The following is a 15,882-nucleotide window of genomic DNA, read 5'->3' as shown; positions in this document are numbered from 1 at the left end:
GCATTGCCCGCGCCGTCTGCGCAGTGCCGACATCGTCGGTCGATTCCCCGGTTACCACCCGGCGCACCACACGAACCCCCGCGGCTTTCGAGCGGAGCGAGACCGAGCATTGCCCGTTCGCGGCCCGGCTCGCGGCCGAGCGGCCGCCGCGTCCGCGACGAAGTCGCCAGCGGCGGTCGCTCGGCCGCGAGCCATAAAGGGGCCGCGAACACGCAGCGCCGCAGGCGCTGCCAAATTACAGAGCCGCGGCGAACTGGGCGTTGTACAGGCGGTAGTACGCCCCGCGCTCCCCGAGCAGGCGTTCGTGCGTGCCGTGTTCCACGATCCGGCCCGCCTCCATGACGACAATCAAATCGGCGTCACGGATGGTGGAGAGGCGGTGGGCGATGACGAAACTGGTCCGGTCCCGGCGCAGCGCGGCGGTGGCCTGTTGCACCAGCAGCTCGGTACGGGTGTCTACCGAGCTGGTCGCCTCGTCGAGGATGAGGATGGACGGCTTGGCCAGGAACGCTCGCGCGATGGTGATCAGCTGCTTCTCGCCCGCGCTGACGCCGCAGCCCTCCTCGTCGATGATCGTGTCGTATCCGTCGGGCAGCGCGTGCACGAAACGGTCCACGTACGCGGCGCGCGCGGCCGCGATGATGTCCTGTTCGCTCGCGTTCGGGTTGCCGTAGGCGATGTTCTCCCGGATGGTGCCGCGGAACAGCCAGGTGTCCTGCAACACCATGCCGATGCGGGAGCGCAGGTGGTCGCGGGTGATCTCGGTGATGTCGACGCCGTCGACGGTGATGGTGCCCGCGTCGAGTTCGTAGAACCGCATGACCAAATTCACCAGCGTGGTCTTGCCCGCGCCGGTCGGGCCGACGATGGCGACTACATGACCTGGCTCGACCAGCAGCGAGAGCCGCTCGATCACCGGCTTGTCCGGTTCGTAGCGGAATGAGACGGCCTCGAATTCCACGCGGCCGCGATCCACCGGGCGAGTGGCGGCCATCGCCGGGTCCGAGCTCTGCTCCTCGGCGTCGAGAATCTCGAAGATCCGCTCGGCCGAGGCGACGCCGGACTGCAACAGGTTGGCCATTGCGCCGATCTGGGTCAGCGGCTGGCTGAACTGGCGGGAGTACTGGATGAACGCCTGCACCTCGCCGAGCGACAGGTTGCCTGTCGCCACCCGCAAGCCGCCGACCAGCGCAACCAGCACGAAATTCACGTTCCCGAGGAACATGATCGCGGGCATGATCAGACCGGAGATGTACTGTGCCGCGAAGCTGGCCTGGTAGAGCTCCTGGTTGCGCTCGTCGAACTCCTTGCCGACCTCGCGGTTGCGGCCGAATGCGGTGACCACCTCATGCCCGGTATACGCCTCCTCGACCTGAGCGTTGACCAGGCCGGTGTACTTCCACTGGTTGATGAAGTGCGGCTTGGAGCGTTTCGCGATCTGCGCGGTGATCACGACGGCGGCGGGCACGGTGAGCAGTGCGATCACCGCCAGCAGCGGCGAGATCCAGAACATCATGATCAGGATGCCGAGCACCGAGAACACCGAGGTCAGCAGTTGGCTCATGGTCTGCTGCAGGCTCTGGGAGATGTTGTCCACGTCGTTGGTGACGCGGCTGAGCACGTCACCGCGTGGCGCGGAATCGAAGTAGCGCAACGGAAGCCGGTGGATCTTGTCCTCGATGTCGCTGCGCAGCCGCTTCACTGTCCGATTGATGACGATGTTGAGCAGATAGCCCTGCAACCAGCCGAACAGCGCGGCGCCGAGGTAGAGGACGAGCACGAGCACGAGAACCTTGCCGACCGCGGCGAAATCCACTCCTATGCCCGGGATCACGTTCATCGCGCCGAGCATGTCGGCAAAAGTGTTGTCGCCCTTGGACCGCAGCGCCTCGATCGCCTGGTCCTTGGTGACGCCGGACGGTAGTTGCTTGCCGACCACGCCGTCGAAGACCAGGTTGGTCGCCTTTCCGAGAATGTACGGGCCCAGCGTGTTCAGTACCACCGATACGACGACGAGCAGGATGATCAGCCCGACGTTGAACCGTTCGGGAGCGAGCCTGCGCAGCAAGCGCCGCAACGAAGGACCGAACGACTTCGCCTTGGCGTCCGGTGCACCGGGACTCGGCATTCCTGGCCTCACCGCGCCTCCTGTGTCCTGCGGGAGTTCCCGCACCCCGTCGGCTCGATGAGCGCTGCGCGATTGTGCCTCACCGCGCCTCCTGTGTCCTGCGGGAGTTCCCGCACCCCGTCGGCTCGATGAGCGCTGCGCGATTGTGCCTCACCGCGCCTCCTCGGCACTCAGCTGCGATTCGACGATCTCCCGGTACTCGGAGCATTCCCGCATCAGCTGCTCATGCGTGCCGACGCCCGCCATCGCGCCGTCCTCGAGTACCACGATCTGATCGGCGTCGCGGATGGTCGTGATGCGCTGGGCGACGATGACCACCGAGGCGTTCTCGGTCTCCGGCTTCAGCGCCTCTCGCAGCCTGGCGTCGGTCGCGACGTCGAGCGCGGAGAACGAGTCGTCGAACAGGTACACCCTCGGCTTTTTCACCAATGCCCGCGCGATCGCCAGCCGCTGGCGCTGACCGCCGGAGACTGTCGTGCCGCCCTGCGCGACCGGTGTATCGAGGCCGTGCGGCATGTCTCGGACGAAATCGGCGGCTTGCGCGATCTCCAGTGCGTGCCAGAGATCCTCGTCGGTGGCGTCCGGATCGCCGTAGCGCAGATTGCTCGCGATCGTCCCGGAGAACAGATACGCCTTCTGCGGTACGAGGCCGATCTGCGAGCGCAGCAGCTCCAGGTCGATGTGGCGGACGTCGGTTCCGCCGAGGTAGACCGCGCCGTCGGTGACGTCCATCAGCCGGGGAACGAGGTTGACCAGCGTCGTCTTGCCTGCACCGGTGGACCCGACGATCGCGGTGGTGGTGCCGGGGCGCACCTGGAACCGGATTGCCTTCAGCACCGGCTTCTCTGCCCCGGGATAGGCGAATTCGGCGAACTGGAAGTCCACGGCGGCAGGGTCGTCCTTGAACGGCTGCGGCAATCGCGGTGGGTTGACCGAGGATTCGGTGTCCAGTACCTCGGCGATGCGGTCCGCGGAGACCGCGGCACGCGGCGCCATCATGGCCAGGAACGAGGCCATCATCACGGCCATCAGTATCTGCATGATGTAGGACAGCATCGCGGTGAGCGAGCCGATCTGCATGTGCCCCGCGTCGATCGCCTGCCCGCCGAACCAGATCACCGCGACAGCGGTGACGTTGCTGATCAGCATGACCGTCGGAAACATCAGCGCCGTCAACCGGCCGACCCGCAGCGCGGTCTCGGTGAGTTCGGTGTTGGCCACCCCGAAGCGCCAGGTCTCCTGCCGCTCCCGCACGAACGCCCGGACCACGCGGATGCCGGTGATCTGCTCGCGCAGCACCCGGTTGACCTCGTCGATCCTGCCCTGCATTTCGCGGAAGCCGGGCACCATCCGGAAGATGATGAAACCCATGGACAACCCGAGCGCGGGCACCGCGATCAGCAGCAGCCAGGACAGACCGAGATTCTCCCGCAGCGCCATGATGATGCCACCGACGCACATGATCGGCGCCATCACCAGGATGGTCGCCGACATCACGATGAGCAGCTGAACCTGCTGAATGTCGTTGGTGTTGCGGGTGATCAGCGACGGCGCGCCGAACATCCCCACTTCTCGCGCGGAGAACGTGCCGACCTGGTGCAGCACCGCACCACGCAGATCTCGTCCCGCACCCATGGCCGCCTGCGCACCGAGATAGACCGACGAAGCCGACGCGAGGATCTGCACACCGGTGACCGCGAGCATCCACAGGCCGGTGGTCCAGATGTAGCCGATATCACCCTTGGTGACGCCGCCGTCGATCAGATCCGCGTTCAGACTCGGCAGGTACAGCATCGCGATGACGGAAATCAGCTGAAGCACAATGACCCCCGCCAATTGGGCGCGGTAGGGGTAAAGATGTGTGCGGAGCAGTCTGATCAGCATGATGAGTCGCAGGTTACCGGCAAACGACGTACTCCGTCGTAGAGATACCTGACCAGCACGAATACCCGAAGAGTGCGGCGCTATCTGCGCGACCACGCTCCCGGATCCTGGGTGAGCGCCTCGACGAATCCCGGCAGTTGGTTCCGCGCGATGTCGTCGATGGACACGTTCTCCAGGACGGCGCGCAGATTCACCCGCAGTGCGATCCACACCCGCTGCAGCGACTCGGCCGCGCCGGGATAGCGCACGTCCTCGGGTCGTTCGCCGCGCACCGACGCGAGCGGGCCCTCGACCGCGCGGATCACGTCGGCGATGGAGATCTCGGACGCGAGCCTGGCCAGCCAGTAGCCGCCTTCCGGACCGCGCCTGCTGATCACCAGATCGGCCCTGCGCAGCTCGCCGAGCACCGACTCGAGCACCTTGGGCGGAATTCGCTGCGCGGTGGCGATGGCCTCGGCCTTGACCACCGGGGCGGCCTGCGCGACGGATGCGCCGAGCCCGACGGTGGTCTGGTTCAGCCGCGATGCGCGGGCGATCTCGAGCAGCGTCCGCACCGCGTAATCGACCTTCGCGCTGATGTGCACAGCGGCAACTCCCTGGCGTTGGCGGCGGTAGACCGAATCTACGCGGTTCGACACGCGGTGAGCACACAAGTCGCCGCGTCCAGGAGGGACGTCTCCACCAGCGAGTCGTCGGCGCCGGGGACCAATTCCTTGGATACCAGCGCGACGCGGATCACGTCGAGCGCCGCGCAGGCCCGGAGCTTGGCCTCCTCGGTGGCGTTCGGCCCGGCCAGCCATTCGCGTAGCACCCGGCTCATGTCCATCAGCTCCGGATGGCGGTCGGCCATCACGTTGATGATCGCGACCGTGTCGCGTACGACCAGCGCCCCGGCGTCGCGGTGATGGATCAGCCCGCGCAGGTAGGTCCGCAGGACCTGGCGAATGCCCTCGGCATCGTGCGGCGCCCGGTCGAGATCGTCGACCACCGATCGCATGTGATCGACGATCGGATCGATGATCGCGAGCAGCAGATCGAGCTTCGAGGCGTAGTGATAGTAGAGCGAAGCCTTTGTGATTCCTACCGCATCCGCGACCTCGCGCAGGCTCGTCTGTTCGAATCCTTTGGCTCCGAACAGCTTGACCGCAGCGTCTCGGATTGCGACTTTAGTGCCTCCACCTGCGACAACAGTGTCGGGTGTATCCCGGACAGCCATGGGATGATCCTCTCATCACTTCTGCGCTGGGCTAATGACACCAGCAAAATAGAGGTTGTACCTCCGCTTAACGTCTGGGTAGTCTACCTACCGCACGGTAGGCAGAAAGCGTCAGTGTGGAGGCGGGGCAGGCAGGGCTCCCCGCGAGAGTGCTGTCTACACGCGGAACCAGCACGTCCCAGTCATCGCTAGGAGTAACCCCTCGTGTCCGTTTATCTGTATAGATGGGGAAAGTTCGCTTTCCGCAGGAAATGGATCGTCCTTCCCGTCTGGCTCGTCTTGTTCGTGCTCCTCGGCGGTTTGGGCGCACAGCTCAGCAAGCCGATGACCAACGACTTCAGCATGCCGGACCTGCCATCCGCCCGGGCCAACGACATCCTCGACAAGCACTTCCCCGGCGCCTCCGACGCGTTCAAGTTCGACGCGGTCACCGGCACCTACGTCATCAGCGCGCCCGAAGGGCAGAAACTGACCGACCCGGCGAACCGTGCCGCGGTCGAAGCGTTCATCGCCAAGCTCGGCCAACTCGACATCGTCGACCACGGCAAGCCGATCACGAACCCGGTCGAAGCGGCCGAGAAGATGGGCTGCCTGGCCAACCCCGACCCCGCACAGTGCAGCGGCGCGCCGCTGAACGTGCTCAGCAAGACCGCGCCCGACACCGTGGCGGTGATGAACGTCCCGTTCACCATCGCGAAGTTCACCGATGTGACCGACAAGGACCGTGACGCGGCATACCAGGTGGCCGCCGACGCGCGCAATGCCGGGCTCACGGTCGAGATGAGCGGCTCCATCGCGACCAAGCAGGAGGCCCCGAGCGGCAAGTCCGAGATGATCGGCATGGCTGTCGCATTGGTCGTCATGATCGTGGCGTTCGGCGCTATCGTCGCGGCGTTCGTGCCGATCATCACCGCGATCGTCGGACTCGGCGCGGCCACCTCGCTGATCATGCTCGGCACCTCGGTGATCGAGGTTCCCAGCTTCACCACGTTCCTCGCATCGATGATCGGCATCGCGCTGTCCATCGACTACGCGCTGTTCATCGTGTCCAGGTACAAACACGAACTCGCGGTGCAGGATTCGCCCGAGGAGGCGGCGGGCACCGCACTCGGCACAGCCGGTTCCGCGGTGGTGTTCGCCGGCCTCACCGTCATCATCGCGCTGGCGGGCCTCAGCATCGTCGGCGTCCAGTTCATGACGTTCATGGGACTGGGGGGCGCGATCGCCGCCGGCTTCGCGGTGCTCACCGCGATCACCCTGATGCCAGCGTTGCTCGGCGCGTTCGGCCGTGTGCTGTTCAAGCCGAAGCTGCCGGTGGTGGCCCAGCACGACCCCGAGGACGAGCACTCGGTCACCAACGGCATGCGTTTCGGCCGACTGATCGGCAAGGCGCCGTGGGTCGCGCTGATCCTCAGCGTCGTGGTACTCGGCGCGCTCGCCGCGCCCGCCGCGGGCCTGAACCTCGGCCTGCCCGGCGACGACAGCATGCCGAAGACGTCTACCGTCCGCAAGGCCTACGAGCTGCGCACCGAAGGCTTCGGCGAGGGCAGCAACGGCGTGCTGAACGTGGCCGCCGACCTGACCGGCGTGCCCGCCGAGAACCGCCAGGCCGCGGTCGGGGCGCTGCGCGACAAGCTCACCTCCTACCCGGGCATGGATTACGTCACCGAGCCGCAATGGAGCAAGGACGAGCAGGGCGTACTGCTGGACGGCGTGCCGAAGTCGGGCCCGAACAACCAGGCCACCAAGGATCTGGTGCAGGATGCCCGCGACGCCGAAGGGCAGCTGAAGGCCCAGTACGGCATCGAGTACGGCATCACGGGAACCACGGCGATCTACGCCGACGTGGACCACGTGCTGCTCAGCAAGATCGTGCCCTACCTGGCGATCGTGGCGGGTGCGGCATTCGTTCTGCTGATTCTGGTGTTCCGATCCATCCTCGTGCCGCTCACCGCGGCACTCGGGTTCCTCCTGTCGATGGCCGCGACCTTCGGCGCGACCGTGCTGATCTTCCAGCAGGGCAAGCTCGGGCTGATCGAGGACCCGCATCCGCTGGTCAGCTTCCTGCCGATCATGCTGATCGGCCTGGTGTTCGGGCTCGCGATGGACTACCAGGTGTTCCTGGTGACCCGGATGCGTGAGGAGTTCGTCAAGGGCAGGTCGCCCAAGGAAGCGGTGGTCGCCGGTTACCACCACGGCGCCCGCGTGGTAACCGCGGCCGCGATCATTATGATCTCGGTGTTCGGCTCCTTCCTGCTCGAGACGGACGTGACGGCGAAGTCGTTCGGCTTCGCGCTGGCGGCAGGCGTGCTGCTGGACGCGTTCATCGTCCGGATGGTGCTGATTCCGTCGCTGCTGGTACTGATGGGCAAGTGGTCGTGGTGGATGCCCGAGTGGCTCGACCGGATCCTGCCCGACATCGATGTCGAGGGCGCGAAACTGCGTGAGCTGCAGCAGCGTTCGACGGACACCGTGCAGGTGCCGGTCGGCGTCAGCTGATCCGAAAACCGTCACTCGGCCCCGCATCCCAAGGACCTCGGGTGCGGGGCCGAGCGCGTTTTCCGGTTCTCGAGTCGCGGGCGAACTATCGTTCGGTACGTGTCGAGTGACCACTGGTGGTTCAGGTTCGGAGGATAGCGGCCAACGCGTCGATGAGCCGGTCGGCGTACAGGGGGTCGACCGTTGCACCGCTGACGAGAAGCCGGTAGTAGAGGGCGCCATAGACCAAGTCGATGATGAGATCGGGGTCGAGGTCGCCGCGGAGTTGGCCGTGTTCGATCGCGGTGGCGATCAGGGCGCTCGCCTCGGCTCGGCGGCCGGCGATGAACCGTTCGCGTAACGCGGCGGCGATTTCGGGGTCGTGCTGGGCGGCGGCGACGAGGGCGACGAACGGGCGTCGGGCGTCGGGTTCGCTCATCAACTGCGCCACGCGCCGGACTTGGGTCCGCAGCCGTGTCAGGGCATCGCCATTGGCAGGAGCCTCGATCTTGTCTGCGACGGCGTCGGTGAAGGCATCCATCAACACGGCCGCCTTCGTCGGCCACCACCGGTAGATCGTGTTCTTGCTGACCCCGGCGTGCGCGGCGATGTCATCCACGCTCAAACCGGGTAGACCACGGTCGGTCAGCAGTTCTCGTGCCGCGGTGAGCACCGCTCGGCGCGATCGCTCGCTGCGCGGTCGTCCCGGCCCGCGTACATCCTTCGACTCCACCATGGCACCAGTCTAAACTTTCAGATACGATACGATCAGTATCGTAAAAATGCGTAATTGAAAATGGCGTAATGAGGTGCTTGTGATGGACGTTGATCGGGTGTGGCTGGTGACCGGCGCTTCCTCGGGATTCGGGTATGCAGTCAGCCGAGCGGTGGCGGCCGCGGGCGGTCGGGTCGTTGCGACGGCTCGCAATCCATCACGAGCGCAGTCCCTGCAGGAGTTGGCGGCGGACCATCCCGGTCGTGTCCTCGTCACACCCTTGGATGTCACCGACGAGGAGCAGGCCAGACGGGCGATGTCGCAGGCGGTGGCGATGTTCGGTCGGCTGGATGTCGTGGTGAACAACGCGGGCTACGGGATATTCGGCGCACTGGAGGAGACTCCCGACAGCGAGGTGCGGGCGATCTTCGAGACGAACGTGTTCGGATCGCTGAACGTGATTCGCGCAGCTCTGCCGGTGTTGCGCGAGCAAAAGCGCGGGCACATCGTGCAGATCTCCTCGGTGACCGGTGTCGCGCCCTCCACACCGGGATTGGGCGTCTATGCGGCTACCAAGTTCACAGTCGAGGGCATGAGCGAAGCCCTGTCCCGAGAGGTTGCCCACCTCGGCATCGGTGTCACCATCGTCGAGCCGGGCATGTTCGGCACGAATTTCGTTGCGGCATTGGGCATCACCCCTGTGCGGCACCCTGATTACGCCGCCAGTGTAGAGGCAGCGCGTGAGCGACTGACCCAGCTCGACCCGAGCGCATCCGGCGACCCCGACCAGGCAGCACAGCAAATCATCGCCGCTGTCGAATCCGCCGCACCGCCGCTGCGGCTGCCACTGGGCATCGACGCGGTCACCGCAATTCGCGCCAAACTGACCAGCCAACTTGCCGCACTGAACGATTACGAGACCACCGTCACGGCCGCGACCGACTCGCGGCAACGGCCCGACCCCGCAGTTTGAATACGAAAACCGCTCCTGACCAGAGACTTACGCTGTATCCGCCCGTTTTCGGCTGATACTACGGCGACCCCTCACTGGCTGGGCTGTGGAAGCTCGCAGTCGCCGACCTTCGGATTCATGCCCAGGTAATTGACCGGGCCTGTAAGCGCCGTCACGGCGATCGTGCCCCATCCTGCACAGTTGATCGGACCGCTGTCGAAATAGTGGCGCTGACCGGCGGCCAGCAGCCCGACGGCCAGCCACATCATCAGCAGGAACCCGAACAGTCGCGTACCCGTTCCGCGCACCGCTCGCCTGCGAGTTTCGTGGTCGCGCATCCCATCGCTCCCTTCCGTGCTCCCCATGAGCGGGATACCCGGATGTGCACCAGTTACCCCACCGCTAATGGCCTGGCCGCGGCACGTGGCAGTCGGCAGCCTTCGGATGCACACCGACGTAGTTGAACGGCACCGCGAGGACGGTCAGCATGATGGTGCCGGCACCGGCGCAGTTGACCGGGGCCGCTGCCGAAGTAGTGGCGCAAACTCGCGTCGGACGACGAGTCGCCCGTGTATTGCATCGGCGGCCGAGCGGATTCCGCTCGGCCGCCGATTTCACTCTGCCGAACTACGGACTCGGTTCCGGCACATTACAATCCGCGACCTTCGGGTTCACGCCCATGTAGTTGAGCGGGCCCGCGATAACAGTGACAGCGATAGTGCCGACACCGGCGCAGTTGACCGGGCCGCTGTCGAAGTAATGCCGCTGTGCGGCGGCGACCACGCCGATCAGCAGCCAGACCAAGACGATTACACTTCCGATTCTCATGTTTCTCTCGCGCATCGTTCCCGCGCGGACTGTTCGACGGCGCATGATGACACCGCGTCCCTTCCGCACTTCCGTACCCGGCGTATACCCCCGATTTCGGCGAATATCCGCCGTAAGCGGGGAGATTTCTCGGCTCGCCGACCAACCGGTTCGGATGTCGGGGGCGCGACTGTTCGCTCCCCCGTTCCTGGTACTTTCGGGTGACATGGCGTCGGTATTGCAGTGGTCGATTCCGGGTTGGGTAATCCTCCTCATGCTGGTCGCTGTCTACGAGGTGGTAGCCAACAAGCGCCGCAGGCGGCGCCGCACCCCGATCTCGGGCACCTTCACCGACGAGTTCACCGCGCTGTTCTACAGCACCAAGCGCATGGAACTCGACCACCGCGAATCAATCTCCATGCTGCGCGACGAGCAGGACCAAGGTGCGCCACCGCTGCTCGGCGTCGACCTGGACCGCCATACCGTCGTGCTGCGCAGGGACGAACACCGCTAGCGAATTTCCGGGAGAGCCGGGTTTCTATACGAACGAGCTTCATGGCCCCGGTCCGGATGGTCTCGCGAACAACGAGGAGCTTTGGGGCACAATCGCGATTCAGGCCGGGCACGGCGTCAGCGACGACTGACATGTGATCGCAAGTGCCTCATTGGGTCCACCTGCTCGACGAAGCCCCGCTCCTCGTGCCGGGCCACCTGCACCCCGGCACCCAACGCCTTCAACCGGGCGGCCAGCCGCTCCACCTAGGGCCCGAAGTCGTACAGCTGAGGACCGGAATGCAGCCAGACCCCGGTCGGGAGTTCTGCGGAGAAGAAAAACGCCCTTCACCTGCGTGAACAGATGAAGGGCGTAAGCGGTGGCGGAGGGATTTGAACCCTTTCCACCACCCTGGCCAGGCCTTCAATCCTGCTCTGAGCTGCGAAAATACATCACGGCAACTAACACCAAATCACCCTAGATCACGGGCACTTGTGCCCAAAATGTGCCCACTAGCTACATGTCCGGCTGCCGGTCGGGGCCGGTTACACGGGCACGACCCCTACGCGCTGCGCCAGGCGTCCGAGGTCGCCCCTGGTGAGATCTCGCCGGGCCGAGCGCATCATGTTGCCGACCAGCTCGCGCACATGCACCATGTTGCGTACGTGCTGACGTGCCGCGTTCAGCGAGATGTCGCCGCGGTCCAGTTGCGTCAGGACCTGCTCGACAACAGCTTTCACCTCGGGTGCCGCGTCGGTTGTACCGTCGGCAAGGTTCACGATGGTGCGGGCACGTTCGTATCCGGCGCGGGACATAGGGGGATACTCGATTGTGAGTACCCCCCTCTTGTTGCGTAACCGGTCTGATGGGTTACCGATCTCAGACCGCTGCCCGTAGGGTTACGGTTGCACCGTCAAATGCTCGGTACGTCGGACGGCCCGCACTCGGCGAACAGTTCTGGCGCCGTAGTCCGCATCTTCTTCAGCACCTTGGATGTGCGCGCCGAGCTCACAGCGTGCAGGATCGGCAACGCGGGCCGCCACATCGACAACGCGTCCTCGTGGTTGCCCATACGCCAGCGGACCAGACCGGTTTCCGCGGCCGTGAGGGCATACACCCGCGCGTGCGACTGAGGGTCCCAAATCGACGTACCCAGCTCGTAATGGCACTCCGCCGCGGCCAGCTCGCCCACAGCAAGGAAGGCCTTGGCCGTCTGGTCGACGACAGTCGCCTTGTTCGGGCACCACATCGAGATCCAGCGCGGCTGCTCGCTGGTCATCTCCGCCGAGATGTACGGCTCCGCCCGATGCAGCGCCGCTATGGCCTCATCCTTACGCCCCGACTCGGCGTGACAGCGCGCGACAGCCACCGTGAACAAGGCCATCGCATCAGGGCCGACCTTCCCGGACGCGCGCATCACCGACTGCTCGGCCAAGGCCACGCTGAACTTCCCTCGTCGTATGTCGGTGCCTTGAAGCGCGAGGATTCGGTACACGAAGGCGTCTTGACCTGGCATCGCCGATTCCTCGGCGAGCCGCAGCGCGGACAAAAAATAGCGCTGTGACAGGCCGTCCTGCCCCGCGTCATGCGCCTTGAACCCCGCAAGGTACGCCAGCTCCGCCGCCGCGCTGAACGCCTGCCTGCGCACCTCGGCACTGGCGAAGCGCGACCGGAGCAGTGCGGCCACGTCGGTTGCGAGGAACTCGGCCACCGCCGAGCGGCCGACATTGCCGCCGCGCACCTCATCCAGCCGCAGGAAGGCGTCTGTCACTCCCTTCACTGCCTCGACTTCGGCCATCCCAACGCGGCTGGAATCGGTCACACGAACCAATCGGGCCGCATCCGACAAGGGAGAGAGAGCGGTAGCGGTGAGCGCTGCCGAATAGGCCGCTTCGCGCAGAAACGAGCGGCGGTCTACATCTGCTCGACCAAGAACCGACATGGCTGTTACGGGATCCGCGAACTGTCCACAGACCCGTTCATACCATCCGATCAGTTCGGCGGGTACCGGGCGCCGGCCGGTCTCGTAATGGCCCAACGCGGCCCGACTGTACGGAATCCTCGCCGCGAGATCGGACAGGGATAGTCCCGATGCTTCCCGCGCTGTTCTGAGCCGGGCTCCGGCAATCGCTGATTCTTCGCGCGGTTGTGTGCCCCCGCTTGCACTCATGGGCTCATCGTAGGCCGCTTGTAGACGGCTGTAGCCGGGATGCCGTATCGGATCTCTTCTTGGAGCGGGACTCTCGATATAGCACTCGGCGCCGGGACGACGCCGCCCCCGAATCGGCATTCCTCGGCGCCGGGTGCCCCCAACCCACACCACAAGCGCCCGGGGGTATAGAGAAAATGCCCGTAGCTTTCTTGACCGCCTTCACCGTAGCCGCCGTCTTCTACGCGACAATCTGCTTCTTCGATCGGCCCGTGAGAAGCCCTGAGACGTGCCATCTCGCACCCGATTTCCCGTACACGCCGGAGGATGCACACCTCGTCTGGCAGGCCCGAATCGGCTGCGACACCGAAACGTGCGCCGACAAGGCCGCCGCACTAGACGTCCTCATCGAAGCCAAGCTCGTCAAGCCGTGGCGGGCCGCCCGGTGACCACCCTCGCCGACGCCGAGCAGTGGCGTCACTTTCACCAGAAATGCTGGCAGGACGGCGCATTCCGTTCGCTGAAGCAGGCCGAGTTCGTCGTCAACGTCCATGACGGACATGGCCCTACCTGCCTGCAATACCTCTCTGCGAGCGCGTACATCCTCGGTACGGGGGACGGGGCAGACCATGGCGAATGACGAACACCTCGACGTCCGACCCTGCAGCGAACTGGAGCTGCCGACGCGCGCGCCGTTCATGGGACCGCCGGCAGGCTATTTCGGGGCGCCCATCGAAACGGTAGAGCTGTTCGTCGGCCCCATCCGCGAGTGGGCGGACAACGGATGAGCTGGGTCGACGACCACTGCGAGAAGAGTCCCCCGGTGACGATGTCGCCGCAGTGGGCCCGCGGGATTCTGCACCTCCATGAGACCTGTGAGCCACCGTGCCCGCGGAAGCTCGCCGCATTGCTGCGGCTGGAGCCCGAGTCTGCCGACACCCAGCGGCAGCAGTGACCGAACCCCACAACATCGTCCCGCTCCACCGCGACCACCTCGACGCCGCATGGGGATTCGCCAGCTCGGACGCGGCACTCATCGCGCACAGCAGGTGCCAGGTCGGCGTGTGCGCCACCCTCACCGCCGCCGTGATCCAGCTCCGCAACCGGGGGTGGACCTAGCCCGAGCGGCTTGCCGCCGCTACCGAATGAACGCCTGTACCTTGACCCGTGCACGCGGGACACTGGCCCAGTCGGCCATGACGAGAAGGGGTAGACAACGTGGGTGACGACGAACAGATGAGCATGGATCTCGGCGTGCCTGTCGAGCGAACCGAGTGGGGGAAGTGGGTTGACCGCAACCGCCACAAGGCGCAAGTCCAGAAGTTCATGGACCGTGTAGGCATACGCAGCATTCCATCGGAGCCGTGGCCGGAAGACTCGGCAGAGGTAAAGCGACTGGACCCGGTTGTCGCGGAGCTGTTCCCGGATATGGCTACCGCGATGGCTCCCGAGAACGCCGACATGGCCGACGCTTTCATCTGTTTCATGGGTGAGTGCTTTATCAAATTCGCGGGTGCCGAGTGGATCGAATACAAATGGTTCGGTCGTGATAATTCATTTTATGACCATGTGAACCCGGCTCTTAGATTCGATACGTTGGATGAAGACGTAGACACCGCGTGGGGACTAATGGGAAGCATGATCGAATGCGATCCCGATGTCCATGACGGAATGTTCTCGACAATGGCCGCAATCTTCCGCGAATATGCAGCCTATCACCAAGAGAAGCTTGACGAAGAAGCCTCGATTACTCGGTGAACGCTCACTAAACAACAATCATTCACCAGGATGTTCCGCACACCGGGGGGTGTGGCCAGCTGTGCCAGACGGATACGACAGAGACCGCGACCAGGTTCCGAACCATGAACGCGGCAGGATATTCGAGAACGGTATCGACCGATTCTTTCGCGACCGCGAGAACGGGTATGTTCCAGGGTCGCGGATATATGAAACTACGAAGGGGCGAATCCGGGTCGACCACTCCAAAGAAGTGGGGGAACGGACATTCACCATAGAAGATAAATCCGGTCGGATCGAAGGACAGAAGGACAAAAAACAGCTGGAGGCGATGCGGGAGATTCTCAAACAGAATCCGAACCATCAGCACATATTGCGATCCGTCGAAGGTGAGCCGGTAGCGAAAGACCTGCAGAAACTGATAGACGGCTTGATTCGTGATTTCCCGAGCCAATTCCAGCATAAGATAACATCGCGAGCCGATGCTCGCGAGATTTGGGCTCGAGGTCTCGCCATGGAGCGCGGTAAAGCGCAGCAGCTCGAATTGCCGGGTATCCGTGAGAAAGCTCGACAGGAGAAGGCTCAGGCTCTACAGAATCGTCGGGAAAAAATCGCCGAGCTGGTGAAGGCACGCGAGCGGGCCGAGAAATTCCGCAAGTTCCAGCAGTTCCGGGCCGCTGCCGCACAGGGCAGGGCCGACGCCCGTCAGCACGCCGACCGTGCTCGTCAGGCCCGAGAACAAGCTGAGCGAGCTACGCCAGCACGCGAAACGCCAGAAACCGCGAAGAGCTCCGAGCGTGCAAAGGTCGAACGTGAGGCGGCCGAACGGGTCGCGCGAGAATTCCCGCCGCCAAGTGAACTCTGGCGAAGACAGGAAGCTGTCGAGGTCGGGGAACGGGCCGCCCGAGAGACGGCCGACTCTGCCAGCGTGGAGCGTGAAGCGGCCGACAAGGCGCGTGCTGCCGCTGACAAGGAACGTGGCGGGCGGGAAACAGCCGAGAAGGAACGCGCGGATGAACTCGCTCGACTGCAACGGCAGGGCCTGCCGCCGGAGGTCGTGAATATTCTCGGACTCGGCCAGGCCGAGCCGCCGTCAGCGACGGTGAACCGCGATCGCGACGATGAAGCTCCGCGGGTTGAACGCGGCGGCAGCAGCGATGGCCCGGAGCAGAGCCGCGGCATCAGCCGCGACCGGTAGTGCAGAACTGCAAACCGCTCGCTGATCAAACCGGGGGTACTCACGATCGAGTACCCCCCGGTCAGCGCTACAGGATTCCGGGAGGTGGAGAGCCGGCCCGACATCCGAGTAACGGCCCTGGCCCG

At 64.8% G+C, this 15,882-nt stretch carries 19 protein-coding genes and 1 pseudogene; 10 read left to right on the top strand and 10 right to left on the bottom strand.

The annotated features are described in order from the left end of the window. Nucleotides 1-235: 235 nt before the first annotated feature. From OH799_RS25690 to OH799_RS25675, 4 genes are all read right to left on the bottom strand, one after another. On the bottom strand, nt 236-2,128 hold the full coding sequence (locus OH799_RS25690; RefSeq protein ID WP_406282551.1) for an ABC transporter ATP-binding protein: 1,893 nt from the start codon (nt 2,126-2,128) through the stop codon (nt 236-238). Nucleotides 2,129-2,278: 150 nt separating this feature from the next. Next, entirely contained in the window at nt 2,279-4,012 is a 1,734-nt protein-coding gene (locus OH799_RS25685; RefSeq protein ID WP_406268961.1) for an ABC transporter ATP-binding protein, read from the bottom strand. Between the two features lie 80 nt (nt 4,013-4,092). Beyond that, nucleotides 4,093-4,596: an RrF2 family transcriptional regulator gene (locus OH799_RS25680; RefSeq protein ID WP_406282548.1), complete on the bottom strand. Its 504-nt coding sequence runs from the start codon at nt 4,594-4,596 to the stop codon at nt 4,093-4,095. A gap of 38 nt (nt 4,597-4,634) precedes the next feature. After that, nucleotides 4,635-5,228 (bottom strand): TetR/AcrR family transcriptional regulator, encoded by a 594-nt coding sequence (locus tag OH799_RS25675; RefSeq protein ID WP_406268958.1) that lies wholly within the window; start codon nt 5,226-5,228, stop codon nt 4,635-4,637. A gap of 204 nt (nt 5,229-5,432) precedes the next feature. Between OH799_RS25675 and OH799_RS25670 the strand changes: the two genes are divergently transcribed. Further along, complete coding sequence (locus tag OH799_RS25670) at nt 5,433-7,727, top strand: MMPL family transporter (RefSeq protein ID WP_406268955.1); 2,295 nt, start codon at nt 5,433-5,435, stop codon at nt 7,725-7,727. Nucleotides 7,728-7,848: 121 nt separating this feature from the next. On the opposite strand, the gene OH799_RS25665 is transcribed toward OH799_RS25670, so the two are convergent. Further along, nucleotides 7,849-8,442, bottom strand: coding sequence for a TetR/AcrR family transcriptional regulator (locus OH799_RS25665; protein WP_406268952.1), 594 nt, complete (start codon nt 8,440-8,442; stop codon nt 7,849-7,851). A gap of 82 nt (nt 8,443-8,524) precedes the next feature. On the opposite strand from OH799_RS25665, the gene OH799_RS25660 reads away from it, so the two are divergent. Then, on the top strand, nt 8,525-9,394 hold the full coding sequence (locus tag OH799_RS25660) for an SDR family NAD(P)-dependent oxidoreductase (RefSeq protein WP_406268950.1): 870 nt from the start codon (nt 8,525-8,527) through the stop codon (nt 9,392-9,394). Between the two features lie 71 nt (nt 9,395-9,465). Here the strand turns inward: OH799_RS25660 and OH799_RS25655 are convergent, their stop codons facing one another. Continuing rightward, nucleotides 9,466-9,711 carry a hypothetical protein gene (locus OH799_RS25655; protein WP_406268947.1) on the bottom strand — a complete coding sequence of 82 codons (246 nt, stop codon included), beginning with the start codon at nt 9,709-9,711 and terminating at the stop codon, nt 9,466-9,468. A 289-nt stretch (nt 9,712-10,000) separates the two neighbouring features. Further along, nucleotides 10,001-10,201 carry a hypothetical protein gene (locus OH799_RS25650; protein ID WP_357268218.1) on the bottom strand — a complete coding sequence of 67 codons (201 nt, stop codon included), beginning with the start codon at nt 10,199-10,201 and terminating at the stop codon, nt 10,001-10,003. 205 nt (nt 10,202-10,406) lie between these two features. Between OH799_RS25650 and OH799_RS25645 the strand changes: the two genes are divergently transcribed. Beyond that, nucleotides 10,407-10,694 (top strand): DUF6191 domain-containing protein, encoded by a 288-nt coding sequence (locus tag OH799_RS25645; protein ID WP_406268945.1) that lies wholly within the window; start codon nt 10,407-10,409, stop codon nt 10,692-10,694. A 524-nt stretch (nt 10,695-11,218) separates the two neighbouring features. Here the strand turns inward: OH799_RS25645 and OH799_RS25640 are convergent. From OH799_RS25640 to OH799_RS25630, 3 genes and pseudogenes are all read right to left on the bottom strand, one after another. Further along, nucleotides 11,219-11,488 carry a hypothetical protein gene (locus OH799_RS25640; protein ID WP_406268942.1) on the bottom strand — a complete coding sequence of 90 codons (270 nt, stop codon included), beginning with the start codon at nt 11,486-11,488 and terminating at the stop codon, nt 11,219-11,221. 98 nt (nt 11,489-11,586) lie between these two features. After that, on the bottom strand, nt 11,587-12,471 hold the full coding sequence (locus OH799_RS25635) for a hypothetical protein (RefSeq protein WP_406282923.1): 885 nt from the start codon (nt 12,469-12,471) through the stop codon (nt 11,587-11,589). Nucleotides 12,472-12,651: 180 nt separating this feature from the next. Continuing rightward, a pseudogene (locus tag OH799_RS25630) lies at nt 12,652-12,843 on the bottom strand (helix-turn-helix domain-containing protein); the annotation flags it as partial. Between the two features lie 176 nt (nt 12,844-13,019). On the opposite strand from OH799_RS25630, the gene OH799_RS25625 reads away from it, so the two are divergent. The 7 genes from OH799_RS25625 to OH799_RS25595 all read left to right on the top strand — a co-directional run bounded on the left by OH799_RS25625 (nt 13,020) and on the right by OH799_RS25595 (nt 15,757). Further along, nucleotides 13,020-13,271: a hypothetical protein gene (locus OH799_RS25625; protein WP_406268939.1), complete on the top strand. Its 252-nt coding sequence runs from the start codon at nt 13,020-13,022 to the stop codon at nt 13,269-13,271. Continuing rightward, nucleotides 13,268-13,462 (top strand): hypothetical protein, encoded by a 195-nt coding sequence (locus OH799_RS25620; RefSeq protein WP_406268936.1) that lies wholly within the window; start codon nt 13,268-13,270, stop codon nt 13,460-13,462. Before OH799_RS25625 ends, OH799_RS25620 begins: the two co-directional genes overlap by 4 nt. Continuing rightward, nucleotides 13,452-13,610 (top strand): hypothetical protein, encoded by a 159-nt coding sequence (locus tag OH799_RS25615; RefSeq protein ID WP_406268934.1) that lies wholly within the window; start codon nt 13,452-13,454, stop codon nt 13,608-13,610. The genes OH799_RS25620 and OH799_RS25615 overlap by 11 nt, the downstream gene beginning before the upstream one ends. Further along, nucleotides 13,607-13,777 (top strand): hypothetical protein, encoded by a 171-nt coding sequence (locus OH799_RS25610; protein WP_406268932.1) that lies wholly within the window; start codon nt 13,607-13,609, stop codon nt 13,775-13,777. The genes OH799_RS25615 and OH799_RS25610 overlap by 4 nt, the downstream gene beginning before the upstream one ends. Continuing rightward, nucleotides 13,774-13,941 carry a hypothetical protein gene (locus tag OH799_RS25605; RefSeq protein WP_406268929.1) on the top strand — a complete coding sequence of 56 codons (168 nt, stop codon included), beginning with the start codon at nt 13,774-13,776 and terminating at the stop codon, nt 13,939-13,941. The genes OH799_RS25610 and OH799_RS25605 overlap by 4 nt, the downstream gene beginning before the upstream one ends. A 99-nt stretch (nt 13,942-14,040) precedes the next feature. Next, a complete protein-coding gene (locus OH799_RS25600; RefSeq protein WP_406268926.1) occupies nt 14,041-14,580 on the top strand; it encodes a hypothetical protein in 540 nt (179 codons plus the stop codon). A 61-nt stretch (nt 14,581-14,641) separates the two neighbouring features. Beyond that, entirely contained in the window at nt 14,642-15,757 is a 1,116-nt protein-coding gene (locus OH799_RS25595; protein ID WP_406268923.1) for a hypothetical protein, read from the top strand. Nucleotides 15,758-15,882: the final 125 nt, after the last annotated feature.

It is taken from the genome of Nocardia sp. NBC_00881, assembly GCF_045207455.1.
Taxonomy (GTDB): Bacteria; Actinomycetota; Actinomycetes; order Mycobacteriales; family Mycobacteriaceae; genus Nocardia.
This window is presented reverse-complemented; position numbering and strand designations above follow the sequence as displayed.